The 25,737-nt window shown below is 57.9% G+C and carries 19 protein-coding genes and 1 pseudogene; 10 read left to right on the top strand and 10 right to left on the bottom strand.

Features of this window, described 5'->3' with window-relative positions; all coding sequences use genetic code 11:
- Window positions 1–14 precede the first annotated feature (14 nt).
- Entirely contained in the window at window positions 15–1,250 is a 1,236-nt protein-coding gene (locus ACI2JR_RS17145) for a dicarboxylate/amino acid:cation symporter (RefSeq protein WP_462479078.1), read from the bottom strand.
- A 457-nt stretch (window positions 1,251–1,707) separates the two neighbouring features.
- Complete coding sequence (locus ACI2JR_RS17140; protein ID WP_132725300.1) at window positions 1,708–2,826, bottom strand: succinylglutamate desuccinylase/aspartoacylase family protein; 1,119 nt, start codon at window positions 2,824–2,826, stop codon at window positions 1,708–1,710.
- A 14-nt stretch (window positions 2,827–2,840) separates the two neighbouring features.
- On the opposite strand from ACI2JR_RS17140, the gene ACI2JR_RS17135 reads away from it, so the two are divergent.
- Window positions 2,841–3,296, top strand: coding sequence for an Lrp/AsnC family transcriptional regulator (locus ACI2JR_RS17135; protein ID WP_132725303.1), 456 nt, complete (start codon window positions 2,841–2,843; stop codon window positions 3,294–3,296).
- Here ACI2JR_RS17135 and ACI2JR_RS17130 read toward each other — a convergent pair whose 3' ends face one another.
- From ACI2JR_RS17130 to ACI2JR_RS17115, 4 genes are all read right to left on the bottom strand, one after another.
- The gene (locus ACI2JR_RS17130; protein ID WP_462479054.1) at window positions 3,297–4,022 is read right to left on the bottom strand and encodes an ABC transporter permease; all 726 of its coding nucleotides are present in this window, start codon (window positions 4,020–4,022) and stop codon (window positions 3,297–3,299) included.
- On the bottom strand, window positions 4,019–4,711 hold the full coding sequence (locus ACI2JR_RS17125) for an ABC transporter permease (protein WP_462479053.1): 693 nt from the start codon (window positions 4,709–4,711) through the stop codon (window positions 4,019–4,021). Before ACI2JR_RS17125 ends, ACI2JR_RS17130 begins: the two co-directional genes overlap by 4 nt.
- Before the next feature lie 64 nt (window positions 4,712–4,775).
- Window positions 4,776–5,549, bottom strand: a complete 774-nt coding sequence (locus tag ACI2JR_RS17120) for an ABC transporter substrate-binding protein (RefSeq protein WP_462479052.1) — start codon at window positions 5,547–5,549, stop codon at window positions 4,776–4,778.
- Window positions 5,550–5,578: 29 nt separating this feature from the next.
- Window positions 5,579–6,340 carry a dimethylarginine dimethylaminohydrolase family protein gene (locus tag ACI2JR_RS17115; protein ID WP_132725314.1) on the bottom strand — a complete coding sequence of 254 codons (762 nt, stop codon included), beginning with the start codon at window positions 6,338–6,340 and terminating at the stop codon, window positions 5,579–5,581.
- A gap of 408 nt (window positions 6,341–6,748) precedes the next feature.
- On the opposite strand from ACI2JR_RS17115, the gene ACI2JR_RS17110 reads away from it, so the two are divergent.
- The 8 genes from ACI2JR_RS17110 (at window position 6,749) to ACI2JR_RS17075 (ending at window position 22,137) form a co-directional block, all read left to right on the top strand.
- Window positions 6,749–7,999 (top strand): MdtA/MuxA family multidrug efflux RND transporter periplasmic adaptor subunit, encoded by a 1,251-nt coding sequence (locus tag ACI2JR_RS17110; RefSeq protein ID WP_438436013.1) that lies wholly within the window; start codon window positions 6,749–6,751, stop codon window positions 7,997–7,999.
- Window positions 7,999–11,121: an MdtB/MuxB family multidrug efflux RND transporter permease subunit gene (locus ACI2JR_RS17105; protein WP_132725320.1), complete on the top strand. Its 3,123-nt coding sequence runs from the start codon at window positions 7,999–8,001 to the stop codon at window positions 11,119–11,121. Before ACI2JR_RS17110 ends, ACI2JR_RS17105 begins: the two co-directional genes overlap by 1 nt.
- Complete coding sequence (mdtC, locus tag ACI2JR_RS17100; protein WP_462479051.1) at window positions 11,122–14,199, top strand: multidrug efflux RND transporter permease subunit MdtC; 3,078 nt, start codon at window positions 11,122–11,124, stop codon at window positions 14,197–14,199.
- A 1-nt stretch (window position 14,200) separates the two neighbouring features.
- The gene (locus ACI2JR_RS17095) at window positions 14,201–15,616 is read left to right on the top strand and encodes an MFS transporter (RefSeq protein ID WP_132725326.1); all 1,416 of its coding nucleotides are present in this window, start codon (window positions 14,201–14,203) and stop codon (window positions 15,614–15,616) included.
- The gene (baeS, locus tag ACI2JR_RS17090; protein ID WP_462479050.1) at window positions 15,613–17,100 is read left to right on the top strand and encodes a two-component system sensor histidine kinase BaeS; all 1,488 of its coding nucleotides are present in this window, start codon (window positions 15,613–15,615) and stop codon (window positions 17,098–17,100) included. Before ACI2JR_RS17095 ends, baeS begins: the two co-directional genes overlap by 4 nt.
- Entirely contained in the window at window positions 17,097–17,819 is a 723-nt protein-coding gene (baeR, locus tag ACI2JR_RS17085; protein WP_132725332.1) for an envelope stress response regulator BaeR, read from the top strand. The genes baeS and baeR overlap by 4 nt, the downstream gene beginning before the upstream one ends.
- A gap of 156 nt (window positions 17,820–17,975) precedes the next feature.
- Window positions 17,976–19,337, top strand: a complete 1,362-nt coding sequence (gene yegQ, locus ACI2JR_RS17080) for a tRNA 5-hydroxyuridine modification protein YegQ (protein WP_462479049.1) — start codon at window positions 17,976–17,978, stop codon at window positions 19,335–19,337.
- A 553-nt stretch (window positions 19,338–19,890) separates the two neighbouring features.
- On the top strand, window positions 19,891–22,137 hold the full coding sequence (locus tag ACI2JR_RS17075; RefSeq protein WP_462479048.1) for a TonB-dependent receptor domain-containing protein: 2,247 nt from the start codon (window positions 19,891–19,893) through the stop codon (window positions 22,135–22,137).
- A 118-nt stretch (window positions 22,138–22,255) separates the two neighbouring features.
- Here the strand turns inward: ACI2JR_RS17075 and ACI2JR_RS17070 are convergent, their stop codons facing one another.
- Both ACI2JR_RS17070 and ACI2JR_RS17065 read right to left on the bottom strand, forming a co-directional pair.
- Window positions 22,256–23,014, bottom strand: coding sequence for a carbonic anhydrase (locus ACI2JR_RS17070; protein WP_462479047.1), 759 nt, complete (start codon window positions 23,012–23,014; stop codon window positions 22,256–22,258).
- A gap of 235 nt (window positions 23,015–23,249) precedes the next feature.
- A complete protein-coding gene (locus ACI2JR_RS17065) occupies window positions 23,250–23,645 on the bottom strand; it encodes a protease inhibitor I42 family protein (protein ID WP_462479046.1) in 396 nt (131 codons plus the stop codon).
- Between the two features lie 232 nt (window positions 23,646–23,877).
- Between ACI2JR_RS17065 and yegS the strand changes: the two genes are divergently transcribed.
- Window positions 23,878–24,771 (top strand): lipid kinase YegS, encoded by an 894-nt coding sequence (gene yegS / locus ACI2JR_RS17060; protein WP_132725346.1) that lies wholly within the window; start codon window positions 23,878–23,880, stop codon window positions 24,769–24,771.
- An 87-nt stretch (window positions 24,772–24,858) separates the two neighbouring features.
- Here the strand turns inward: yegS and hxpB are convergent, their stop codons facing one another.
- Together hxpB and ACI2JR_RS17050 are read right to left on the bottom strand one after the other, a co-directional pair.
- Entirely contained in the window at window positions 24,859–25,521 is a 663-nt protein-coding gene (hxpB, locus tag ACI2JR_RS17055) for a hexitol phosphatase HxpB (RefSeq protein WP_462479077.1), read from the bottom strand.
- 60 nt (window positions 25,522–25,581) lie between these two features.
- Window positions 25,582–25,737: pseudogene (locus ACI2JR_RS17050) on the bottom strand (cytochrome C biogenesis protein CcdA); the annotation flags it as partial.

The following is a 25,737-nucleotide window of genomic DNA, read 5'->3' as shown; positions in this document are numbered from 1 at the left end:
GGTGCGGTTCTTTTTCATATTGCCTCTTGCGTGCTGGCCATGGGTTCAGCTTCTGGCGCCTCTTCCTGCAGTAAGCCTTCATTCTTCGACAGCATCGCGGTGGCGATCCCGTTGCCCAGCACGTTAATCGCCGAGCGGCCCATATCGAGGAAATGGTCGATGCCCATCAGCAGCAGGATCCCGGCGACCGGAATATTGAAGCCCGGGATGGTGGCGGCCAGCACCACCAGCGCGGAACGCGGCACCCCGGCAATCCCTTTCGACGCCAGCATCAGGGTTAACATCATGACGGTGATTTCGCTGAAGCTCAGGTGGATGTTATAGGCCTGAGCGATAAACAGCGCCGCAAAGGAGCAGTAAACCATCGAGCCCACCAGGTTAAAGGAGTAGCCGATCGGCAGCACGAACGAAACAATGCTCCGCGAGCAGCCAAAGCTGACCAGGCGCTCCAGCGTCTTCGGGTAGGCGGCCTCCGAGCTGCTGGTGGTAAAGGCGACCAGCACCGGATCTTTCAGCATGTTGAGCAGGCGGAAGACCTCTTTTTTCAGCACCATGAAACCTACGGCCAGCAGCACTACGCTGGTCAGCAGCACGGCGAGGTAGTAGCCGCCGATAAAAGAAGCGTAGTTCAGCAAAATCCCCAGCCCCTGAGAGGCGATAACCGAAGAGATGGCGGCGAAAATGGCCAGCGGAGCCACGTACATCACATACCCCGTCACCTTCAGCATAATGTGCGAGACGACGTTCAGCGCAGCCACCAGCGGCGCAGTGAATTTTTCCCCCAGCGATGCGCCGGCAATACCGAAGAACATGGAGAACACCACGATTTGCAGAATCTCGTTATTGGCCATCGCCTCGGCAATGCTGGTCGGGATCGTATGCGATAAAAACCCTTTTAAACTCATCCCGCTGACCGCCAGGCCGGTATCAATGGATCCTTGCGGAATCGCCAGATTTAAGCCCGCCCCCGGATGCTGAAGGGTCACAATCACCAGCCCCACCAGAATGGAGAGCACGGAAGAGGTGATAAACCACACCATCGCCTTACCGCCGACCCGACCGATCGTCGCGGTTTCACCGAGCCGCATAATCCCTACCGTTAACGTACTGAACACTAGCGGCGCGATCACCATCTTAATCAGCCGTAAGAACATATCGGTAAAGAGCGTAATATTGTCAGACCAGGCGGCAATCGCCGCTGACGAGGCATAAGCATGGATTGCCGCGCCGGAGAGGATCCCCAGCAGCATGAAAATAACGATGAACAGCGTGAGTTTGTTTGCACTTGCCACAACAATGAACCCCTGATTTATTTAACGTATTGATCGCAATGCACATATATTCTTTTTATTGGCGTGCATTAAGAGCCTATCCCATAGGGCTATGTTACTTGCCATTTTGAAGCGGGGCAGTGCTCGAAACCCTCACGTACTACGTGTACGCTTCGGTTTCTCCGCGCTGTCCGTGTTCAAACTGTCTGCGACAATAACGTCGACTGGATAGGCTCTAAATATTCACCGCATAAATTGAATAAAAGCCGCAGGGGTTACAACTCTTTTTTAGTTTCTTACCGCAGCTGTTGATACAACAGTTGATATACATCAAGCCATGCCCGGTCGTGGTAGATGGTGCCATCCGCTACCACGCCTGACGACGTCCCGCCGGGGATGCTGGCAAGCGGTGAGCCCTTTACCCTCGCCACCTTTCTCACATCGCCAGACCGCCGCCTCCGGCAAACTCGCGCTCGCCGGCAATTTTCATCACCTCGGCCCCGCAGGTCACGAACGGCGCCCGGCGGCTGGCATAAATCAGCCCCCCGGCCTGCGGGCGGACCGACTGGACCATATCGGTCAACGGATCGACAATTTCGGCGACCACATCATCGGCGCTCACCCACTCCCCCGGCCGTTTCAGCAGCAATAAGATCCCGCTCGCCGGGGCAGTGACAATTTCTCCGCCGGCAAACGGCAGCATTACCGTCTGCTGTTGCGGCACCGCAGGGACCTCCCCCGCCACCACGCCGCGAAATTGCAGGTACCGGTACAGACGCCCGGCGTCCTCCCGGGCCAGCGCAGGGTTCACATCCTGCTGGCCGCGCAGTTCCACGGTCACCGCCATGCAGCCGGGGCGCTGCTGCTGCCAGGCGGGATAGCGCCGGGCCAGACGGTGCCACGGCAGCCCGCAGGCCTCGTCAAACGAGTTGCCGCCGCTCTCCTGCGACAGCAGTACCGTACCAATCCCCAAAAAGGCGGCCACAACGCCGGCTTCCGCCTGCCACGCCGGGTCGGCGTAGAGATGCAATATCGCCTGGTCATCGCAGTGCAGATCCAGCACCACATCAGCATCGCAGGCGAGAGACAAGAGATGGTGACGTAACGCCTGGACTTCGCTGCCCAGCGGTTCGGCGGCTAACGCGTCGCGCATGGCCCGGCGCACGGCGTGGCGATGGTCGCCGCCCGCCAGCGCTACGTCGGCGGCTAAATAGGGCTGCGCGAGCCGGGCCAGATCGGGGAAGTCGCGGTTGAAGTTGCGACCGCTCGCCAGATCGAAGCGGCCGATCCCGCCGTTCAGCAACACCTGGGCCAGCCCTGGCGGGTTCGCCACCGGGACGAGAATGATTTCCCCGCGCAGCTCCGCGCGCCGTTCCGCCTGGCTGAGTAATCTTTTAAGATAATGCAGTACCAACATGCCCGGAATTTCATCAGCGTGCAGCCCGGCCTGCAGATAGACTTTCTCCCCGCTGCCGGGTTCGCCAAAGTGAAAATGGGTTAATTGCCGCTGCCCACTCAGGGCATGTTGGGGTAAGGTATAGTGTTTAATTTTCATTGGACGTCCTATCTGTGGAAAAGAAAGCCCGGCTTGACCGTATCGATCACAAGATCCTTGAAATCCTGCGCCGGGATGGCCGCATTTCTTATCAAAAGCTCTCGGAGCAGGTAAACCTCACCGCCCGTCCTTGCTTGGAACGCGTACGTGGCCTTGAGCGCGACGGCATCATTCGCGGCTACAGCGCCATTATTGAACTTCCCGATCCGCAGCATGCTTTTGTGGTGCAGGCGCAGATTGCCCTCGCCGATCACGGCCGCTCGCAGCCGGTGTTTGAGCAGGAGATGCGGCAAACGCCTGAGGTGCTGGACTGCTGGCTGGTCAGCGGCAGCTTTGACTTTCTGGTGCGGATCGGCTGTCGCAGCATGGCGCACTACTGCCAGCTGGCGGATAGCTGGCTGACCAGCAAAAAGTTTCGCGTCGATAAAATCGTGACCCTGACGGAGCTCCAGTCGATCAAACGCTCCTGATCAGCCGCGGCGAATAAAGGCCAGCCAGCGCCGTTCCGCGCGTGAAAAGGCGAAAATGAGCATAAAGGTACAGAGTAAATACAGCGCGGCGGCCATCAGGAACGGGATAAACGGCGAATAGGTGATGGCATAAAAGGCCCGCCCCACGCCGGTGATGTCGAGCAGGGTCACGGTACTGGCAAGCGAGGTGGCGTGGAGTAAAAACACCATCTCATTATTCAGCGCCGGGATCCCGCGCCGCAGCGTGGCGGGCAGCACCAGACGGCGAATAATTTGCCCTTTGCTCATCCCATAGGCTTCGCCCGCTACCCATTCATTGCGTGGAAAGGTCGCCATCATCCCCGCCAGCAGTTCGGCAACGTAAGCGGCGGTATTGAGCACCAGCGCCAGGGTGGCGCAGAAGGTGGCATCGCGAAATAACAGCCAGAACGGGCGATCGTTTTGCCAGCCCAGCTGGACAATATCGAACTGCGACAGCCCGTAGTAAATCAGCATCAGTTGCAGATAGAGCGGCGTACTGCGAAAAAAGTAAGTGAAGCCGCGGAGCGGCCATGCCAGCACGCGCGGGCCGTAGACCTGGCCTATCGCCATCAGCACCGCCAGCACCATCCCGGGAACGATAGACAGCAGGAACAGTTTCGCCGTCATCGCCAGCCCGCTCGCCTCGCCGTTGCCGTCGCTCCACAGATAGCCCGGCACCGCATCGATAAAGGTCTGGAGATTCATAACGTCGCCCCCGCCGCGGATGAACGCAGCGCATAGCGCTTCGCCAGGCGGCTAAACAGCCAGCTGGACAGCGCGGTAATCACCATATAAATCAGCGACACGAGGAAATAGAACAAAAAGGGTTTTTGCGTGGCGCGCCCGGCCTGCTCCGCCAGCCACACCATATCTTCCAGGCCGAGGATCGAGACCAGCGCCGACGCCTTCATCAGCCCCAGCCAGTTATTGTTGATGCCTGGAATGGCAAAGCTCAGCATCTGCGGCAGCATAATCCGTCGGAATACCGACCAGGGCCGCATGCCGTACGCTTCCGCCGCTTCGGTTTGCCCGCGATCGACGGTCAGGAAGGCGCCGCGAAAAGTTTCGCTGTAATAGGCGCCAAACACGAAGCCAATCGCCAGCACGCCGGAAATAAAGGTATTAAAACGCACCGGGCCAACGCCCACCAGACCCAGCAGGGCATTGACCAGCATTTCGCCGCCGAAAAACAGCAGCAGCATAATGACCAGCTCCGGGATGCCGCGTACCAGCGTGGTGTAGCCGGTGGAAACCCAGCGTAGCCAGCGCGGCCCGAACAGCTTCATCAGCGCATTGACCAACCCCAGCAACAGCGCCACCAGCAGCGAGACCAGCATCACGCACAGCGAGAGCCCTGCGCCGCGTAACAGTAACGGTAAATAGTCTGCAACCATGTTCTGCCTTCCACCCGTGGCGTAAAGGGGCGCAGATCGGCGATCGCGCCCTCCCCTTCACGGCTTAATTGCCATAGATATCGAAGCTAAAGTACTTTTTCTCAATCGCAGCGTAAGTCCCGTCGGCACGGATCGCCTTAATCGCTTCGTTGAGGGCGTCGCGCAGGGCCGGATTGTCTTTATTAACCGCAATGCCAACGTCAGACGAGATGCTGCCGTCGCTAATGACCGGGCCGGCAAAGGCAAACTTCTGCCCGCGCGGAGTGTCGATAAAGCTGGTGGACGCCTGAATATTATCCTGCAAGGAGGCGTCGATGCGCCCGGAGAGCAGATCCAGATAGACGTTGTCCTGGTTGGCATACCCCACCACCTTCACACCGTGATTGGCCCAGTGGGTCCTGGCGTAGGCTTCATGGGTCGAGCCGGTTTGTACCCCGACGGTTTTGCCCTTGAGGCTCGCGGCGTCCGGCAACAGCGGGCTGCCTTTACGCGCCACCAGCTGCGCCGCGCTGCGGTAGTAGCGGTCGGTGAAATCCACTTCCTTCTTACGCTCATCGGTAATATTCAGCGAAGCGATAATCGCATCGAATTTGCGCGCATTCAGCGCGGCGATCATGCTCTCAAACGGCTGCTTGACGAAGACGCATTTCGCTTTCAGGTGCGTGCACAGCGCGTTGGCGATATCGATATCAAAGCCGGTAATCTCACCGCTGGGCGCAAGGACGTCAAATGGCGGATAGCCGCCGTCAACGCCGAAGCTGATGGTGTCAAACTGCTGAGCGGCCAGCGGCGCGCTGAGCGCCATCCAGGCCAGTAAGGCGACAATACGTGTTTTCATAGCTGTTACCCCTGATGTCAACGGCGCGGTTAAAAACGCAGGGAAAGGCAGGTCAGGCCGCCATCCATTTTCTTAAATTCGCTGGTATCGAGCTGGACGACGGGCATGCCCAGCTTGCTGATTTCGCCCAGAGTATAGGGGTAACCCTGCGGCGTGATTAAGGTATCGTTGATCCATAACGTGTTACCGGCATACGACTCCTCTTCCGGGATCACAATGGTCCGGAAACTGCCAAAGGCAGGATGGTTCACATAGCCCTCCGTCAGCAGCAGCGTATTGCGTCCGACATAGTTGACGATGGATTTCAGATGCAGCCCCGCGCTCACTTCAATGGCGGTAACCTGATAGCCATAGGGTTCGACGGCGGCAGCAAATTCGCGGATCCCCTGCTCGTCGGTGCGTGCCGTCTGGCCGACAAAAAACTGCTTATCCACCAGCAGAACATCGCCGCCGTCCATGTGACCGCGATCGCTCATGCGCACCAGCGAACGAAAACCGGCCAGCACCGGCGCAATGGTCTCCACTTCGCCCTGGCGACTCGGCGCCCCCGGGTGAGTCATGACCGCCAGCTCAGGCATCACCACGGCGGTATCTTCAACAAAATGAGCATCCGGGTAATCCGTCGCCGCCGGCAACACGGTCACTTTCAGGCCCAGCTGCAGCAAGGTTTCCACATAGGCCAGGAACTGGCGCGTGGTGCCTGCAATATCCGGCGCCCCGAGCCGGGCGGTGGTTTGACCGGCGCCGCAGGTGGCGGCCGGCAGACGGGCGATAGCTTGGGTAAAATGCATAGAGAACCCTCTGGTGACAAGTGGCGGTCGTTGTTCCTGAAGCGCAGGTAAAGCAACGTGTTTTCTTGATTATCAAACAGATGCTATTTCCAGTCTGGCTGAATAGCCGCTGAAGGTTGTCAATTTACGCTGTATATTGTGGCGAGAACGACTCATTCTGCTGTGAGGAAGAGAGGGTGTCAGCGCCGTCACGGGGGGCTGAAACGCATAAAAATGCGCCCTCTGCCATACCGGGAAGTGCCGCGGAAATTTTCTCAACCGGGATGTGCAAGCCTAACGTGCTCACTGAAAAGCCTTTTATCCGGACATATCTCAATAGTCTTTTCATAATTCCTCCATTTTTGCGGGGCGTTTGGTCACTAAACTAGTATCATTCGGCGAAACGTTTCAGGATGAGATAGCAAATTAATGAAAGGCAGTAATACACTTCGTTGGGGAACCGCACTGGCGGTCATCATCGTTGCCGGCGCCGCATACTGGTACTGGCAGGGTCGTGAAGCCGCGAGCGATACGCCTTCCGCGGCGAACGGGCAGCATCAGCAGGCCTCCGGCGGCGGTCGTCACGGCCGTTTCGGCGCCGCCCTGGCGCCGGTTCAGGCGGCGACGGCCACCAGCGAGTCGGTGCCGCGCTATCTCAGTGGTCTTGGTACCGTCACCGCAGCCAATACGGTGACCGTGCGCAGCCGGGTGGATGGTCAACTGCTGGCTATCCATTTCCAGGAAGGTCAGCAGGTCAAAGCGGGCGATCTGCTCGCCGAGATCGATCCCAGCCAGTTTAAGGTGGCGCTGGCGCAGGCCCAGGGCCAGTTAGCGAAAGACAAAGCCACGCTCGCCAACGCCCGCCGCGACCTCGCCCGCTATCAGCAGCTGGTCAAAACGAACCTGGTTTCCCGCCAGGAGCTGGACACCCAGCAGTCTCTGGTCAGCGAAACGGAAGGCACCATTAAAGCCGATGAAGCCGCCGTCGCCAGCGCGCAGCTGCAGCTGAACTGGAGCCGCATTACCGCGCCGATTGACGGGCGAGTCGGCTTAAAACAGGTGGATATCGGCAATCAGATCTCCAGCGGCGATACCACCGGCATCGTGGTATTAACCCAAACCCATCCGATTGATTTAGTCTTCACTCTGCCGGAAAACGATATCGCCACCGTCGTCCAGGCGCAGAAAGCCGGGAAAACGCTGCAGGTTGAGGCGTGGGACCGGACCAACAAACAGAAAATCAGCGAAGGGACCCTGCTGAGCCTCGATAACCAGATAGACGCCACGACCGGGACCATCAAACTGAAAGCGCGCTTCACTAACCAGGACGATGCGCTGTTCCCGAATCAGTTCGTCAATGCCCGCATGCTGGTGGATACCCAGCAGAATGCCGTGGTCATTCCGACCGCCGCGCTGCAAATGGGCAACGAAGGTCATTTCGTCTGGGTACTCAACAGCGATAACAAAGTCAGCAAACATACCGTCACCCCGGGGATTCAGGACAGCCTGAAAGTGGTGATTAGCGCCGGGTTGTCGGCCGGCGATCGGGTGGTCACCGACGGTATCGATCGTCTGACCGAAGGGGCAAAAGTGGAAGTGGTGGACCCGCACAGCGCGCCAGCCGCCGCTGCGGAGAAGGCCACCAGTCGTGAATACGGGAAAAAAGGAGCGCGCTCCTGATGCAAGTATTACCCCCGAGCAGCACGGGCGGCCCCTCCCGACTGTTTATTATGCGCCCGGTCGCCACCACCCTGCTGATGATGGCGATTATGCTGGCCGGGATCATCGGCTATCGCTTCCTGCCGGTTTCCGCCCTGCCGGAGGTCGATTACCCGACGATTCAGGTGGTGACCCTCTACCCTGGCGCCAGCCCGGACGTGGTCACCTCGGCGATTACCGCCCCGCTGGAACGCCAGTTCGGTCAGATGTCCGGGCTGAAACAGATGTCGTCGCAAAGCTCCGGCGGCGCGTCGGTGGTGACCCTGCAGTTCCAGCTGACGCTGCCGCTGGACGTGGCCGAGCAGGAAGTGCAGGCGGCGATCAACGCCGCCACTAACCTGCTGCCCTCCGACCTGCCGAACCCGCCGGTTTACAGCAAAGTGAACCCGGCGGATCCGCCGATCATGACCCTCGCGGTCACCTCTTCCGCCATTCCGATGACCCAGGTGGAAGATATGGTGGAAACCCGCGTGGCGCAGAAGATCTCCCAGGTTTCCGGCGTCGGTCTGGTGACCCTCGCCGGCGGCCAGCGCCCGGCGGTGCGGGTGAAGCTCAATGCCCAGGCGATTGCCGCCCTCGGGCTGACCAGCGAAACGATTCGTACCGCCATCACCAGCGCTAACGTCAACTCGGCGAAAGGCAGCCTTGACGGCCCTTCCCGCGCCGTAACCCTTTCCGCCAACGACCAGATGCAGTCGGCGGAAGATTATCGCCGCCTGATTATCGCCTGGCAGAACGGTGCGCCGATCCGTCTTGGCGATGTGGCCACCATTGAGCAGGGGGCGGAAAACAGCTGGCTCGGCGCATGGGCCAATAACCAGCAGGCGATCGTGATGAACGTCCAGCGCCAGCCGGGCGCAAACATCATCGCCACCGCCGACAGCGTGCGCCAGATGCTGCCGCAGCTGACGGAGAGCCTGCCGAAATCGGTCAAGGTGCAGGTGCTCTCTGACCGGACCACCAATATCCGCGCCTCGGTCAGCGATACCCAGTTTGAGCTGATGCTGGCGATTGCGCTGGTGGTGATGATCATCTATCTGTTCCTGCGCAACGTGCCGGCGACCATTATCCCCGGCGTCGCCGTACCGCTTTCGCTGGTGGGCACTTTCGCGGTGATGGTATTCCTCGACTTCTCGATTAACAACCTGACGCTAATGGCGCTCACCATCGCCACCGGCTTCGTGGTCGATGACGCCATCGTGGTTATCGAAAACATTTCGCGCTATATCGAAAAAGGCGAAAAACCGCTCGCCGCCGCGCTCAAAGGCGCCGGTGAGATTGGCTTTACCATTATCTCATTAACCTTCTCGCTGATTGCGGTGCTGATCCCATTGCTGTTTATGGGCGATATCGTCGGCCGGCTGTTCCGCGAATTTGCAATTACCCTGGCGGTGGCGATCCTGATTTCCGCCGTGGTGTCGCTGACCCTGACGCCGATGATGTGCGCCCGCATGCTCAGCCATGAATCGCTGCGTAAACAAAACCGCTTTTCCCAGGCCAGCGAGCGCTTCTTCGAGCGGGTGATCGCCGCTTACGGGCGGATGCTCAGCCGGGTGCTGAACCACCCGTGGCTGACTCTGAGCGTCGCCTTAGGCACGCTGGCGCTGTCAATTATGCTGTGGGTGTTTATCCCCAAAGGCTTCTTCCCGATCCAGGACAACGGCATTATTCAGGGCACGCTCCAGGCGCCGCAGTCGACCTCTTTCGTCAATATGGCGCAGCGCCAGCAGCAGGTTTCCGCGGCGATCCTCAAAGACCCGGCGGTGGAAAGCCTGACCTCGTTCGTCGGGGTTGACGGCACCAACCCGGCGCTGAACAGCGCCCGGCTGCAGATCAACCTCAAACCGCTGGATGAACGCGACGACCGGGTACAAACCGTTATCGCCCGCCTGCAAAAGTCGGTGGACGGTATTCCCGGCATCGAACTCTATTTACAGCCGACGCAGGACCTGACCATCGATACCACCGTCAGCCGCACCCAGTACCAGTTCACCCTGCAGGCGAACTCGCTGGATGCCCTCAGTAACTGGGTACCGCAGCTGTTGACCCGGCTTCAGGCATTACCGCAGCTCTCAGACGTGAGCAGCGACTGGCAGGACCGGGGGCTGGCGGCGTATATCAACGTCGATCGCGACAGCGCCAGCCGCCTTGGCATCAGCATGGCGGATGTCGATAACGCGTTGTACAACGCCTTTGGTCAACGGCTGATCTCGACTATTTACACTCAGGCCAACCAGTATCGCGTGGTGCTGGAGCATGACACCCGCGCCACGCCGGGGCTGGCCGCGCTGGACAATATTCGTCTCACCAGCAGCGATGGCGGCATTGTGCCGCTGAAATCCATCGCCAGCGTCGAGCAGCGTTTCACACCGCTATCGATTAACCATCTCGATCAGTTCCCGGTCACCACCATCTCGTTTAACGTGCCGGCTAGCTATTCGCTGGGCGATGCGGTAGCGGCGATTCAGGCCGCCGAACAGGCGCTGGATTTACCGACCGATATCCGCACCCAGTTCCAGGGCAGCACCCTCGCCTTCCAGTCGGCGCTCGGCAATACCGTCTGGCTGGTGATCGCGGCGGTGGTGGCGATGTATATCGTGCTTGGCATCCTGTATGAAAGCTTCATTCACCCGATCACCATTCTCTCGACCTTACCGACCGCCGGCGTCGGGGCGCTGCTGGCCCTGTGGCTGGCAGGCAGCGAGCTGGATGTCATCGCCATCATCGGGATTATCCTGCTGATTGGTATCGTCAAGAAAAACGCCATCATGATGATCGACTTTGCCCTCGCCGCCGAACGCGAACAGGGCATGCCGCCGCGTGAAGCGATTTATCAGGCCTGTCTGCTGCGTTTTCGCCCGATTCTGATGACCACCCTCGCCGCCCTGCTCGGCGCGCTGCCGCTGATGCTGAGTACCGGCGTCGGCGCCGAGCTGCGCCGTCCGCTGGGGATCGGTATGGTGGGCGGTCTGATGTTAAGCCAGGTGCTGACGCTGTTTACCACCCCGGTTATCTATCTGCTCTTCGACCGCCTGTCGCTGTACATCCGAAGCCGCTTCCCGCGGCACGAGGAGGAGGCGTAAATGAAGTTTTTCGCCCTCTTCATTTACCGCCCGGTGGCGACGATTTTACTGTCGCTCGCCATCACCCTGTGCGGCATTCTCGGTTTCCGCCTGCTGCCGGTGGCCCCGCTGCCGCAGGTGGATTTTCCGGTGATTATGATCAGCGCCTCGTTGCCCGGCGCCTCGCCGGAAACCATGGCTTCATCGGTGGCTACGCCGCTTGAGCGTTCGCTGGGGCGTATTGCCGGCGTCTCTGAAATGACCTCCTCCAGTTCGCTTGGCAGCACGCGCATTATTATGCAGTTCGATTTCGACCGCGATATCAACGGCGCCGCCCGCGATGTGCAGGCGGCGATCAACGCGGCGCAAAGCCTGCTGCCGAGCGGCATGCCGGGCCGGCCAACCTACCGTAAGGCCAACCCGTCCGACTCGCCGATCATGATCCTCACCCTCACCTCGGACACCTATTCCCAGGGCGAGCTGTATGATTTCGCTTCTACCCAGCTGGCGCAAACTATCGCCCAGATCGACGGCGTCGGGGACGTGGACGTCGGCGGCAGCTCGCTGCCCGCGGTGCGGGTCGACCTCAACCCGCAGGCGCTGTTTAACCAGGGCGTCTCGCTGGACGCCGTACGGACGGCGATCGATAACGCCAACGTGCGCAGGCCGCAGGGGGCGCTGGAAGACCCAGGCAAGCGCTGGCAGGTACAAACCAACGACGAGTTAAAAACCGCCGCCGAATATCAGCCGCTGATCATTCACTACAACAACGGCGCGGCGGTGCGCCTTGGCGACGTGGCGAACGTCAGCGATTCGGTACAGGATGTGCGCAACGCCGGGATGACCAACGCCAGGCCGGCGATTCTGCTGATGATCCGCAAACTGCCGGAAGCCAATATCATCCAGACGGTCGACAGCATTCGCGCCCGCCTGCCGGAGCTGCAGAAGACGATTCCGGCCTCTATCGACCTGCAAATCGCCCAGGACCGTTCGCCGACGATCCGCGCCTCGCTGGAAGAGGTGGAACAAACGCTGGCGATCGCCGTGGCGCTGGTGATCCTCGTGGTGTTCCTGTTCCTGCGCTCCGGCCGAGCCACGCTGATTCCCGCGGTTGCCGTGCCGGTGTCGCTTATCGGTACCTTTGCGGCGATGTATTTGTGCGACTTTAGCCTCAACAACCTGTCGCTGATGGCGCTGACGATCGCTACCGGTTTCGTGGTGGATGACGCTATCGTGGTGCTGGAAAATATCTCCCGCCACCTTGAGGCCGGGATGAAACCGCTGCAGGCGGCGCTCCAGGGCAGCCGCGAAGTCGGTTTTACCGTCCTGTCGATGAGCCTGTCGCTGGTGGCGGTGTTTTTACCGCTGCTGCTGATGGGCGGGCTGCCGGGGCGCCTGCTGCGTGAATTCGCCGTCACCTTATCGGTGGCCATCGGCATCTCGCTGGCGGTTTCGCTCACCCTGACGCCGATGATGTGCGGCTGGCTGCTCAAGAGCGGCAAACCGCATGCGCCGACCCGCAACCGCGGCTTTGGCCGCCTGCTGGTGACGATTCAGGGCGGCTATGGCAAGTCGCTGAAGTGGGTGCTCAAACATAGCCGCATCACCGGCCTGGTGCTGCTGGCGACCATGGCGCTGAGCGTCTGGCTCTATATCACCATCCCGAAGACCTTCTTCCCGGAGCAGGATACCGGCGTGCTGATGGGCGGCATTCAGGCTGACCAGAGCATCTCCTTCCAGGCGATGCGCGGCAAACTGCAGGATTTTATGCAAATCATCCGCGAAGATCCGGCGGTGGATAATGTCACCGGCTTTACCGGCGGCTCACGGGTGAACAGCGGGATGATGTTTATCACCCTCAAGTCCCGCGACCAGCGGCATGAAACGGCGCAGCAGATCATCGACAGGCTGCGTAAAAAGCTGGCGAAAGAGCCGGGCGCCAATCTGTTCCTGATGGCGGTGCAGGATATTCGCGTCGGCGGTCGCCAGGCCAACGCCAGCTATCAGTACACCCTGCTATCAGACGATCTTTCGGCGCTGCGCGAATGGGAACCGAAGATTCGTAAAGCGCTGGCCGCGCTGCCGGAGCTGGCTGACGTCAACTCAGACCAGCAGGATAACGGTGCGGAAATGGATCTTATCTACGATCGCGATACCATGTCGCGCCTCGGGATCAGCATCCAGGATGCGAACAACCTGCTGAATAACGCCTTCGGCCAGCGGCAGATCTCGACGATTTATCAGCCGCTGAACCAGTATAAGGTGGTGATGGAGGTCGACCCGGTTTATACCCAGGACGTCAGCGCGCTGGATAAGATGTTTGTTATCAACAGCGAAGGCAAACCGATCCCGCTCGCCTATTTCGCCAAATGGCAGCCGGCCAACGCGCCGCTGTCGGTCAACCATCAGGGGCTTTCGGCGGCGTCGACGATCTCCTTTAACCTGCCGACCGGTAAATCGCTGTCGGAAGCCAGCGATGCGATCGACCGCGCGATGACCCAGCTCGGCGTGCCGTCCAGCGTCCGGGGCTCGTTTGCCGGAACCGCTCAGGTCTTCCAGCAGACCATGAATTCGCAGGTGATTCTGATTATCGCCGCTATTGCGACGGTCTATATCGTGCTCGGGATCCTGTACGAAAGCTACGTCCATCCGCTGACCATTCTCTCCACCCTTCCCTCGGCAGGGGTCGGTGCGCTGCTGGCGCTGGAACTCTTCGGTGCCCCGTTTAGCCTCATCGCGCTCATCGGAATCATGCTATTAATTGGCATAGTGAAGAAAAACGCCATCATGATGGTCGACTTTGCCCTTGAGGCGCAGCGTAACGGCAACCTCCCGCCGGAAGAGGCGATCTTCCAGGCCTGCCTGCTGCGTTTCCGGCCGATTATGATGACCACCCTCGCGGCGCTGTTTGGCGCGCTGCCGCTGGTGTTATCCGGCGGCGACGGCTCGGAACTGCGTCAGCCGCTGGGCATCACCATCGTCGGCGGACTGGTGATGAGTCAGCTGTTGACGCTCTACACCACGCCGGTGGTCTATCTGTTCTTCGACCGTCTGCGGTTGCGTTTTTCGCGAAAACTCAACCAACCGGTAAGCGAATAAAATGACAGAACTGCCCTCCAGCGTCCGCTGGCAATTATGGATAGTGGCTTTCGGCTTCTTTATGCAGTCGCTGGATACCACCATCGTCAATACCGCCCTCCCCTCGATGGCCAAAAGCCTCGGGGAGAGTCCTCTGCATATGCATATGGTGATCGTCTCCTATGTGCTGACGGTTGCGATCATGCTGCCCGCCAGCGGCTGGCTGGCGGATCGGGTGGGGGTGCGCAATATCTTTTTTAGCGCCATCATCCTGTTTACCCTCGGCTCGCTGTTTTGTGCCCAGGCCAGCACGCTCGATCAGCTGGTCCTCTCCCGGGTGTTACAAGGGGTCGGCGGCGCGATGATGGTGCCGGTCGGCCGTCTGACGGTGATGAAAATCGTCCCGCGCTCGCAGTACATGGCGGCGATGACTTTCGTCACCCTTCCCGGCCAGGTTGGCCCGCTGCTGGGGCCGGCGCTTGGCGGCGTGCTGGTGGAATACGCCTCGTGGCACTGGATCTTTTTGATCAACATTCCGGTGGGGATTGTCGGCGCCATCGCCACACTGTGGCTGATGCCGAACTACACCCTGCAAACCCGGCGCTTCGATATGCTGGGTTTTATCCTGCTGGCGGCGGGGATGGCGACGTTAACCCTCGCGCTCGACGGCAAAAAAGGGCTGGGTATTTCACCCTCGCTGCTTGCGGTTCTGGTCGCGACAGGCGTCGCCTCCATTCTGCTGTATCTGTGGTACGCCCGGGATAATGACAATGCGCTGTTCAGCCTGCACCTGTTCCGCAACCGCACCTTCTCCCTCGGGCTGGGCGGCAGCTTCGCCGGGCGCATCGGCAGCGGCATGCTGCCCTTTATGACCCCGGTCTTCCTGCAGATTGGTCTCGGCTTCACGCCGTTTCACGCCGGCCTGATGATGATCCCGATGGTGCTCGGCAGCATGGGGATGAAGCGCATTGTGGTGCAGGTGGTGAACCGCTTTGGCTACCGCCGGGTACTGATTGTGGCGACGCTCGGCCTGGCGGTGGTCAGTCTGCTGTTTATGGTCGTCGCGCTGGCGGGCTGGTACTGGCTGCTGCCGGTGGTGCTGTTTCTGCAGGGTATGGTCAACTCCAGCCGCTTCTCGTCGATGAATACCCTGACGCTGAAAGATTTGCCGGACGATCTGGCCAGCAGCGGCAACAGCATGCTGTCGATGGTCATGCAGCTGTCGATGAGTATCGGGGTCACTATTGCCGGTATGCTGCTCGGCATGTTCGGCCAGCAGCATATCAGCGCCGATGCCGCCGCCACCCATCAGGTGTTCCTCTATACCTACCTGAGCATGGCGGTGATTATTGCGCTGCCGGCCTTCATTTTTTCCCGCGTTCCGGATGATACCGACAGCAATACCGCGATCGCCCGGCATAAAAGGAGTGAGCCGTGAAGTTTTGGCGTCCCGGTATTACCGGCAAGCTGTTCCTGGCGATTTTCGCCACCTGCATCGTGCTGTTAATCAGCATGCACTGGGCGGTGCGCGTCAGTTTTGAACGCGGGTTTATCGACTATATCAAACGCGGCAACGAACAGCGGCTGACCATGCTCGGCGATGCGCTGAGCGAACAGTACGCCCTGCACGGCAGCTGGACATTCCTGCGTAACAACGACCGCTTTATCTTCCAGCTATTAAAAACCTTCGAACGTGATAACGACGATCGCTCCCCCGCCGGACATAGAACCGCCGGCGGAGGCATGTATAACGGCGGGCCTGGTCCCGATGGCCCTCCGCCGGACGGTCCGCGTGGCCCGGGGCCGGATATGCCGCCGCACGGCTGGCGTACGTTGTTCTGGGTCGTCGACCAGAAAGGACGCGTGCTGGTGGGGCCGCGTGAGCGGGTGCCTGAAGACGGTAGCCGGCGCAATATTGTGGTCAACGGCGTGCAGGTCGGGGCGGTTATCGCTTCGCCCGTCGAGCGGCTGACGCGCAATACCGATATTAATTTCGACCGTCAGCAGAAGCGTACCAGCTGGCTGATTGTCGCCCTCGCGACCCTCCTCGCCGCGCTGGCCACGTTCCCGCTGGCCCGCGGCCTGCTGGCGCCGGTGAAACGGCTGGTGGAAGGGACCCATCGCCTGGCGGCGGGAGACTTCAGTACCCGGGTTACCGCCAGCGGCAGCGATGAGCTAGGCCGCCTGGCACAGGATTTTAACCAGCTTGCCAGCACCCTGGAACGCAACCAGCAGATGCGCCGCGATCTGATGGCCGATATTTCCCATGAGCTGCGTACGCCGCTGGCGGTGCTGCGCGGTGAGCTGGAAGCCATCCAGGACGGCGTACGTCAATTCACCCCGGACTCCATCACCTCGCTGCAGGCGGAGGTGGCGACTCTGACCAAGCTGGTGGACGATCTGCATCAGCTGTCGATGTCCGATGAAGGGGCGCTGGCCTATCAGAAAACTTCGGTGGATATCATCCCGCTGCTGGAAGTGGCGGCGGGCGCCTTCCGCGAGCGCTTCGCCAACCGCGGGTTGACGATCGGCGTTTCGCTACCGGAAAACGCCACTATTTTTGGCGACGCCGATCGCCTGATGCAGCTCTTTAACAATCTGCTGGAAAACAGCCTGCGCTATACCGACAGCGGCGGCCGGCTGCTGATTAGCGCCAGCCACAACGCCCGCCGCTTAATCATCGATTTTGCCGACAGCGGTCCGGGGGTGAGCGACGAGCAGCTGGCACGCCTGTGTGAACGTTTTTACCGCGCCGAAGGCTCGCGCAACCGCGCCAGCGGCGGCTCCGGGCTGGGGCTGGCGATCTGCGTCAACATCGTCGCCGCCCACGGCGGCATCTTACGGGCCGACCATTCGCCTTTTGGCGGGGTTAGCATTAAAGTAGAGTTACCTCTGGAACGTGATACACCGAGAGACGTATGAGTGAATTACCTGTTGATGAAAATACGCCACGCATTCTGGTGGTGGAAGATGAACCCAAGCTGGGTCAGCTGCTGCTCGATTATTTGTCCGCGGCAGGTTATGCGCCAACGCTGATTGATCACGGCGATCGGGTCCTGCCTTACGTCCGGCAAACTCCGCCGCATCTGATTCTGTTGGATCTGATGCTGCCGGGTACCGATGGCCTGACGCTGTGCCGGGAGATCCGTCGTTTCTCCGAGGTACCGGTGGTGATGGTGACAGCGAAGATAGAGGAAATCGACCGGCTGCTCGGGCTGGAGATTGGCGCCGACGATTATATCTGCAAGCCCTACAGCCCACGTGAAGTCGTCGCGCGGGTGAAAACGATCCTCCGCCGCTGTAAGCCGCGCCGCGATCTGCTGGCGCTGGATGCGGAAAGCCCGCTGATCGTCGATGAAGGTCGTTTTCAGGCCTCATGGCGCGATAAGCTGTTGGATCTGACCCCCGCCGAGTTTCGCCTGCTGAAGACCCTCTCGCAGGAGCCGGGTAAGGTTTTTTCGCGCGAACAGCTGCTTAATCATCTCTACGATGATTACCGTGTGGTCACCGACCGGACTATCGATAGCCATATCAAAAACCTGCGGCGCAAGCTGGAGTCGCTGGACGCCGAGCAGTCCTTTATCCGCGCCGTGTACGGCGTCGGCTATCGCTGGGAGGCAGACGCCTGCCGGCTGGCTTAACCCTACTGCGCCTCCAGGCGCAGTAAACTGGCCGAAGGGGAAAGGTTTACTCCCCTTCGCCACAGCGCTACAATGCCCGCCCTTAAAGTGGGGACACTCCCCCAACTCGCCCCATCAGGTGTGGCGAATCTGACCTGTCATCAGAACGAGAACATCATGTTTAAACCGGAACTCCTTTCCCCGGCGGGAACGCTGAAAAATATGCGTTACGCTTTCGCCTATGGCGCAGACGCCGTTTATGCTGGCCAGCCGCGCTATTCTCTGCGCGTGCGCAACAATGAATTCAACCACGAAAACCTGCAGCTGGGCATCAATGAAGCCCATCAGCTGGGGAAAAAGTTCTACGTGGTTGTGAATATCGCGCCGCATAACGCCAAGCTGAAAACCTTCATTCGCGATCTCAAGCCGGTGGTGGATATGGGGCCGGACGCGCTGATTATGTCCGATCCGGGTTTAATTATGCTGGTGCGGGAAAACTTCCCGGAGATGCAGATTCACCTGTCGGTACAGGCCAACGCCGTCAACTGGGCAACGGTCAAATTCTGGCAGCAGATGGGCCTGAGCCGGGTGATTCTCTCCCGCGAACTGTCGCTGGACGAAATTGGCGAAATCCGCAGCCAGGTCCCGGAGATGGAGCTCGAGATTTTCGTCCACGGCGCGCTGTGCATGGCCTATTCCGGCCGCTGCCTGCTGTCGGGCTATATCAACAAACGCGACCCGAACCAGGGGACCTGCACCAACGCCTGCCGCTGGGAATATAACGTCCAGGAAGGCAAAGAAGATGACGTCGGCAATATCGTCCACCAGCATGAGCCGATTCCGCTCAGGACCATCGAACCCACGCTGGGTATCGGCGCGCCGACCGACCGGGTGTTTATGCTCGAAGAAGCCAAACGGCCTGGCGAATACATGACCGCCTTCGAAGATGAGCACGGCACCTACATCATGAACTCCAAAGATCTGCGCGCCATTGCCCACGTCGAGCGGTTGACCCAGATGGGCGTGCATTCCCTGAAAATCGAAGGCCGCACCAAGTCATTCTACTACTGCGCGCGCACCGCCCAGGTTTACCGCAAAGCGATCGATGACGCCGCGGCGGGCAAACCGTTTGACGAAAGCCTGCTGCAAACCCTGGAGGGCCTGGCCCACCGCGGCTATACCGAAGGTTTCCTGCGCCGTCATACCCACGATGACTACCAGAACTACGAGTACGGCTACTCGCTGTCCGAACGCCAGCAGTTTGTCGGCGAGTTCACCGGCGAGCGCAACGGCACCCTGGCCGCGGTCGCGGTGAAAAATAAGTTCTCCCTCGGCGACAGCCTCGAGCTGATGACTCCGCAGGGCAACGTCAACTTCACCCTTGAGCATATGGAAAACGCCAAAGGCGAGGTGATGCCGGTGGCTCCCGGGGATGGTTACACGGTATGGCTGCCGGTGCCGGAAGAGATGGCGCTGGAGTACGCCCTGCTGATGCGCAACTTTGCCGGTCAGAGCACGCGAAACCCACACGGCAATTAGTTTATCAGGGTTATTTTTTCAGGATGCACGGATATTAGAAACGGATCACACACCGCTTCGTTTGGAGCGGGTATCATCCATCCTGCTGAAAAACATAACCCATAAATGCTAGCTGTACCAGGAACCACCTCCTTAGCCTGCGTAATCTCCCTTACGCGGGCTTATTTTTTTATTATTAACCTATCTACGTCCACCTACTGTCCATGCCTGGATACCGGTTTTGCTTTACCGGGCGCCCTCTTTACAGCGGAGACGCATCCGCGATCGTTACCCTGATATTAACCGCCTTTCCCGCTGCTTTTGCTTCCTCCTGCGCGACAAAACCTCCGTTCAGGCGCGGCATGACATGCTTTTTATCCATCATTCATTAGACAGATAATTATAATCACTTCAATTAAATGATAATGATAACCATTTGCATTTATTTAATTAGAGGCATAAACTGCCACTCTTTATTTTTTTAGTGTTTTAAACCGGTAATTAACCAACCACTGGTTTTTCATCACTAACATTGTTTGATTTTCGATATCTTTTTAAAAAATAAGGAAATTTCATGGGAAAACGCGCCTTAATCCTCACCTTATCTACGTCGGTTTTTACCGGTTCGACGCTTGCAGAGGGAAAAAATGACAATGAAGAAATTATGGTTGTGTCATCTACAGAGACCGCTGAAAATACTCTCTCCGGATCTGCGTTAAACCGATTCAGAGGGATTGCGAATGCAGATATTTTTTCCTCTGAAACATATATCCAGTCAAATAATATGAGAAATGAGGCGGGTTCGATTGACCCAGGAATCAGGGGACTGCAGGGAGAAGGCCGTGTTCCTGTGTTTATTGACGGCTCGCTGCAGTCGACCCACACGTCAAGAGGCTATCAGGGAACCAGCGACAGAACGTATATCGACCCTGATTTAATCAGCAATATCACCATCAGCAAAGGGGCCTCACAGAATAACAATGCCTTTTCATCCGGCGCCATCGGTGGGGTAATAAATATAAAAACCCTCTCCACGGAGGATATTATCAATCCCGGCAATAACTACGGCTTACTTCTTAAGCTAAGAACGTTCAACAATAACAAAAAACCTGATATCCCTGATGATTACGCGGAGCAGAGCTATTATCGGCTGACGGATAAGCCCCGCGGGTATGATTTTAGAAATGGCTCCGCCACGCTTGCCTTTGGCTTCAGAGATGATACGGTTGATACCGTGCTGGCCTATAGTAAAAGATCCACCGGGAACTATTTTTCAGGGAAAAATGGCTTTAATAAATTCCACGATCCGCTGGTATTTAAAAATGAAGAGGTCGTCAACACTGACTTTGAAAGCGAGTCATTTATTTATAAGCTTGCGATCAACGCGAATGATGATCATCACTTCAACCTTGCGTACCGCAACCATCGTCAGCAGGCCGGTGAAACGTTGGCGGCCTACTGGTATAAAAATGCCAATGACCGTGATTTCGAGCCCCTGCCCGCGGGCGTGGAATCCATGCCGCAATGGAAACCTGGCAGCGCGATTGTGAATGCCTACAGTGCCGGATATACCTATACCCCCGTTGACAACGGGCTGATTAACTTAAATCTGAACTACTGGATAACCGATACAAACTTAAAGCAATATAACGGCCTGTGGGCATTGGGAACCAATGCGCAACAATATCTCCACGCCTACAGTAACAATAAAAATGGTATAGCCATTGTCAATGAAAGCCAGTTCAACATGCTCACGCTCCGCTACGGGTCGTCAACGCAAAAAGAAAAGCTGGCGCCAAAATCTGACGGTCTGACCCGGTTTACCGCCTACCCCACCTCGCGGCATGGTGAGAGAAGGGAAAATGCCCTTTTCGTCAACGGAATGATTGAGAGTGGTCCGCTCCAGGTCAATCTGGGTATTAATTATCATAATTCCGCAGCCCACGATTTTCAGACCCATCAAAGCGTAAAATATCAGGCTAAAGCAGACCTGAGCTCCGAAATAAGCTATGCGCTGACTCCAGACACAACCGTGTTTGTGAAAGCAGCCAGAAACTACAGAATGCCGAGCCTGTATGAAACCACGGTATCAAATGAGATTTTCAGCTATAACCCGGCGGACCCGATCGCGCCAGAAGTCTCCCTGCAAAAAGAAGTTGGGGTTAAGATCCATCACCCGGCTTTATTATCCGCGGAGGATGCTCTCGACCTCTCCCTCTCCTGGTTTAACAACACGACCAATAACTTTATCTCTCCCGGATTAAAGGATAAAACCGCGGGAATGCCAGCATGGCAGGATAACTTCACGTTTATGAATTATGATCAGCTCGATTTATCCGGAATTGACTTTTCGCTTAAATACAACAGCGAACTGTTCTACTCTGCCATTTCCGCAACGTTGTATAGCAAAACAGCGGTGTGCTCAAACTACTATGCGCAAAAATATAACACCAGCAACTGTAATACCATGGGCTTCGCCTGGGGATTAACGCCCACAAGAATTCCCGCCAAACAAAATATCTCTGTGAATCTGGGGAAAAAATTCCGCAATGAAACCGTCGATGCTGGCATCAGATACAGATATCACTCCGCGAAAACAAACCCTGCAGGATGGCTTGAAGGGACAGCAGCTAACCCGGTTATCGAAATACCTCCCGGGTACCAGATTGATTTGTATGGAGAATATATTTTAAATAAAAATGCGACCTTTTTTGCCGCGGTTAATAATGTCACAGATCGGTATGATATCCAGCCCGGAGCGGTTATCAGCATGCCAGATCCCGGCAGAACAGTGATGCTCGGCGTTGATCTCCGCTTCTGATCGTTCCCCGCCAGAGGCGTTATCCGGCAAGAGGGCGATTTTGCGCCCTCTTGCCTGCCGATGATGCGCTATGAATATTTATCTTCAGGTGGCATGCGCGCCGGCTTTGTTACCCGGCTCATACCTCGAAGAAGTCGACCTCCCCGCCAGCAAGATGATACATGCTGCCAACAATTTTGATTTTCCTTTGTTCTTCCAGCTTTCTCAGCACCGGACTATTTTTTCGAATATTTTCGATTGTCAGCTCGACGTTTTTCCGCGCTACGGCATCAACAAATTCATCATTACTGCCTTGACGTTCACCGCTGTACTCGGTTTTGGCGATGGCCGGTTTAATTTCATCGAGTAAGCCGGTCAGGTTACCTAATTCGGCATTATCGATGGCGCCGCAGCGGGTATGCCCCATCACCAGCACCAGCACCAGCACCAGCACCAGCACCAGCACCAGTTTCGCGCCGGCGACGGCACAGGCAAACTCCATGCTACCTAACATATCGCGGTTGCTGATATTACCCGCTACCCGAGAGTTAAAGGTTTCACCGATCCCCGCATCCAGAATAATTTCTGCCGGCGCGCGCGAGTCGATACAGCTGAGGATCACCGCCGCCGGGAACTGCCCCGCCAGGCTGCTGCGCTTTTGCTGCAGATAATCGTGCTTAAGCGGGCGGTTTTCCCGGAAGCGCAGATTACCCTGTTTAAAATGTTCAATTACCGCATCCGGCGTCATACCGTCGCGTTCCTCTTTGCTCAAAGAGGCGGCAAAAGAGATCGTCGGTACCGATAAGGCCGCCAGCCCGGTGATGGACAGCACGGAAAGCGCTAACGTTTGCTTCAGAATAGTACGACGTGAAGGTTCGGCTTGTTGGTTCTGTTTCATAATATCTCTCTATGGACCGGGTTATTCAAATTACGCAGATAATCCCCTGGTAAAGAACAACCAAACTAAAACCACACGATATATAGAGAAATATTTTTGCCCTTTGTTTCAATAATGACGCTCGTAGGGGCAGGTTGTTAATATGAAGAAGCCTTTTTGAAAAGACAATTAACATAATGCGCACAGTTTAAAAACCGTGCGCGAATAAGATGAGAAGTAATAGCGTAATGCCGAATTACCGCGCAGGGGCATTTGACCTTACGCTGACCCGTACGGTGGTCGCTTTCTCTGTGATATTCAGCCAGGGGCGGCCATAGACGAAGTTAATATTTCCGCTCCCCTGCTGAACACCTTTAAAGGTAAAGGTTCTTTCCACCGGGCAGCCCGTGGCTCGCTTACCGCAGCTGGCGGGCTGGCGGTAATTCTCGGCGACCAGCATGACCTGCGCGGGTAAGGAACGGAGCATCCACTTGTAGCCGGTACCCGGGATATCCTGCAGCGTAACGGTAAACTGTTCCCCGCCGGAAATACTCTTCTCCGTCACCTGCGCGGAGAGCGCCTGCAGGGAGAAAACCAGACAAAATACCGCCATGCCGGAATTCGTTACATAGGTGAATGTGTTACGGGACATCCTCTTTTCCTTACTGTATCAATGGTCAAATTTACCCGCGCAATTCTGACACTCCCGCTCAACGTATCACAGGATGAATAGCGCGCTGGTTGAGCTACCATTGCAGAAAAAGAGGGGCGCGGATATCGATAGCCCGATATCCGCGCCGCCCGGGCCGATAATTTACGAAATGTCCATCCTTCTCTTCATGCGGTACACTTTGTGCATCTTGTGCAATGAGGAAGCCATAATAATGTCAACGTTTCCAGCCAGCTTACTGATTCTTAATGGCAAAGGGGCTAATGAGCCACAGCTGCGCGAAGCGATCGCCCTGTTACGCGATGAGGGCCTCGACATTCATGTCCGCGTGACCTGGGAAAAAGGCGATGCCGCCCGGTTTGTCGATGAAGCCCGCCAGCTTAACGTCGGCACGGTGATTGCCGGCGGCGGCGATGGCACGATTAATGAAGTCGCCACGGCGCTAGTGCACAGCGAAAGCCCGGCGGCGCTTGGCATTCTGCCGCTGGGGACCGCCAACGACTTCGCCACCAGCGTGGGCATCCCGCAGGAGCTGGCCAGCGCCCTGAAGCTGGCGATCGTCGGTCGCGATATGCCGATAGACGTTGTCCGGGTCAACGATAAAACCGGTTTTATTAATATGGCCACCGGCGGTTTCGGCACCCGGATCACCAGCGAAACGCCGGAGAAGCTCAAAGCCGCGCTGGGCGGCGTCTCCTACCTGATTCATGGCCTGATGCGTATGGATACCCTCAAGCCCGACCGCTGTGAAATCCGCGGTGAGAACTTTAGCTGGCAGGGCAACGCGCTGGTGATCGGGATCGGCAACGGTCGTCAGGCCGGCGGCGGCCAGCAGCTGTGCCCGCAGGCCTTAATCAACGACGGCCTGCTGCATCTGCGGGTCTTTACCGGTGAAGAGCTGCTGCCCGCGCTGTTCAGCACCCTGGCGGATCCGGATAACTCCCCGAACCTGGTTGACGGCGTGTCATCGTGGTTTGAAATCACCGCCCCGCACGAGATGACCTTTAACCTCGACGGCGAACCGCTGAGCGGTAAGCAGTTCCGCATGGAAATTCTACCGGCCGCCCTGCGCTGCCGTCTGCCGCCGGACTGCCCGCTGCTGAAATGATGCGGCGAGAACAGGAAGTGAGCGCAGAACGAAGAGATTAAAAGACCGTTTACATCTCCAGGGCTTCTGCGCTCACCGATAAGGTCGTTACCCGAGCGCCAGAACGGGTTCAGAGTGCGTCCGCAGCAGCTCCGGTAACGAGTGATGGTGGGCCACAGCGGCGGCGAAACGTGGATGCCGGCAATCTTCAGCAATCACTATCGTGGGGATCCCCGCCGCCTGAGCGGCGCAAAAGCCATGAAAACTGTCTTCGATCGCCAGACACTCCCCGGGAGACCGCCCCAGCTTACCCAGGGTCGACAGATACACCGCCGGATGAGGTTTCCCCCACGCTTCATCATCGGCGCTGGAGACCACGTCAAAGTATGGCCACAGAGCAAGTTTATTCAGTACCGCGGCAATCACCTGCCGGGAAGATGAGGTCGCCAGCGCGATGCTATAGCCCTGAGCGCGAAAGTAGTCTAATGCCTCATGGACGCCGGCCATCGCCTGCCCTTTGGCGGCAATCAGCGCGGTAATACGCTGCAGAATGCGCTGCTCCAGCTGCTGCGGGGCAATCGCCAGCTGGCAATGCCGACACCACACGCGGGCAATCTCGTCCAGACGTTTACCTTTGGTCAGCGTTTCGCACTCCTCCTCGCTGACCGCAGCCCCCCAGCTGGCCAGCGCCTCCCTTTGCGCCTGTCGCCACAGGCCTTCCGAATCAATAATCACCCCGTCCATGTCAAAAATGACCGCTTTGATACTCATCATCTACTTCTACCTCTAAACAGGGCTGATATGACGCGCATACCAGCCCGCAGTCTTTAATCAGGAAAACTCAACGCTTTTGCCGGCAGGCGCAGGCTTCAGGGTAAAGCCCGGTTGCTCAACGCGAATGAACGGGCAGATAAAGAAGGCCAGCACGTACAGAGCGGTATAGGCCACCACCACGCCGAGGGTGCTGAAGTACGGCAGCAGCACCAC

This window comes from Klebsiella sp. NPDC088457 (assembly GCF_044900465.1).
Taxonomy (GTDB): Bacteria; Pseudomonadota; Gammaproteobacteria; order Enterobacterales; family Enterobacteriaceae; genus Klebsiella.
The sequence above is the reverse complement of the archived record's forward strand: the minus strand, read 5'-3'. Positions and strand labels throughout refer to the sequence as shown.

Coding starts and splice junctions, on each gene's coding strand:
- mdtC (WP_462479051.1), top strand. CDS start 11,122: ATGAAGTTTTTCGCCCTCTTCATTTACCGCCCGGTGGCGACGATTTTA.
- ACI2JR_RS17115 (WP_132725314.1), bottom strand. CDS start 6,340: ATGCATTTTACCCAAGCTATCGCCCGTCTGCCGGCCGCCACCTGCGGC.
- yegS (WP_132725346.1), top strand. CDS start 23,878: ATGTCAACGTTTCCAGCCAGCTTACTGATTCTTAATGGCAAAGGGGCT.
- ACI2JR_RS17095 (WP_132725326.1), top strand. CDS start 14,201: ATGACAGAACTGCCCTCCAGCGTCCGCTGGCAATTATGGATAGTGGCT.
- ACI2JR_RS17110 (WP_438436013.1), top strand. CDS start 6,749: ATGAAAGGCAGTAATACACTTCGTTGGGGAACCGCACTGGCGGTCATC.
- ACI2JR_RS17070 (WP_462479047.1), bottom strand. CDS start 23,014: ATGAAACAGAACCAACAAGCCGAACCTTCACGTCGTACTATTCTGAAG.
- ACI2JR_RS17075 (WP_462479048.1), top strand. CDS start 19,891: ATGGGAAAACGCGCCTTAATCCTCACCTTATCTACGTCGGTTTTTACC.
- ACI2JR_RS17140 (WP_132725300.1), bottom strand. CDS start 2,826: ATGAAAATTAAACACTATACCTTACCCCAACATGCCCTGAGTGGGCAG.
- ACI2JR_RS17130 (WP_462479054.1), bottom strand. CDS start 4,022: ATGAATCTCCAGACCTTTATCGATGCGGTGCCGGGCTATCTGTGGAGC.
- yegQ (WP_462479049.1), top strand. CDS start 17,976: ATGTTTAAACCGGAACTCCTTTCCCCGGCGGGAACGCTGAAAAATATG.
- ACI2JR_RS17125 (WP_462479053.1), bottom strand. CDS start 4,711: ATGGTTGCAGACTATTTACCGTTACTGTTACGCGGCGCAGGGCTCTCG.
- ACI2JR_RS17105 (WP_132725320.1), top strand. CDS start 7,999: ATGCAAGTATTACCCCCGAGCAGCACGGGCGGCCCCTCCCGACTGTTT.
- ACI2JR_RS17120 (WP_462479052.1), bottom strand. CDS start 5,549: ATGAAAACACGTATTGTCGCCTTACTGGCCTGGATGGCGCTCAGCGCG.
- ACI2JR_RS17145 (WP_462479078.1), bottom strand. CDS start 1,250: ATGCTGCTGGGGATCCTCTCCGGCGCGGCAATCCATGCTTATGCCTCG.
- hxpB (WP_462479077.1), bottom strand. CDS start 25,521: ATGAGTATCAAAGCGGTCATTTTTGACATGGACGGGGTGATTATTGAT.
- ACI2JR_RS17065 (WP_462479046.1), bottom strand. CDS start 23,645: ATGTCCCGTAACACATTCACCTATGTAACGAATTCCGGCATGGCGGTA.
- baeR (WP_132725332.1), top strand. CDS start 17,097: ATGAGTGAATTACCTGTTGATGAAAATACGCCACGCATTCTGGTGGTG.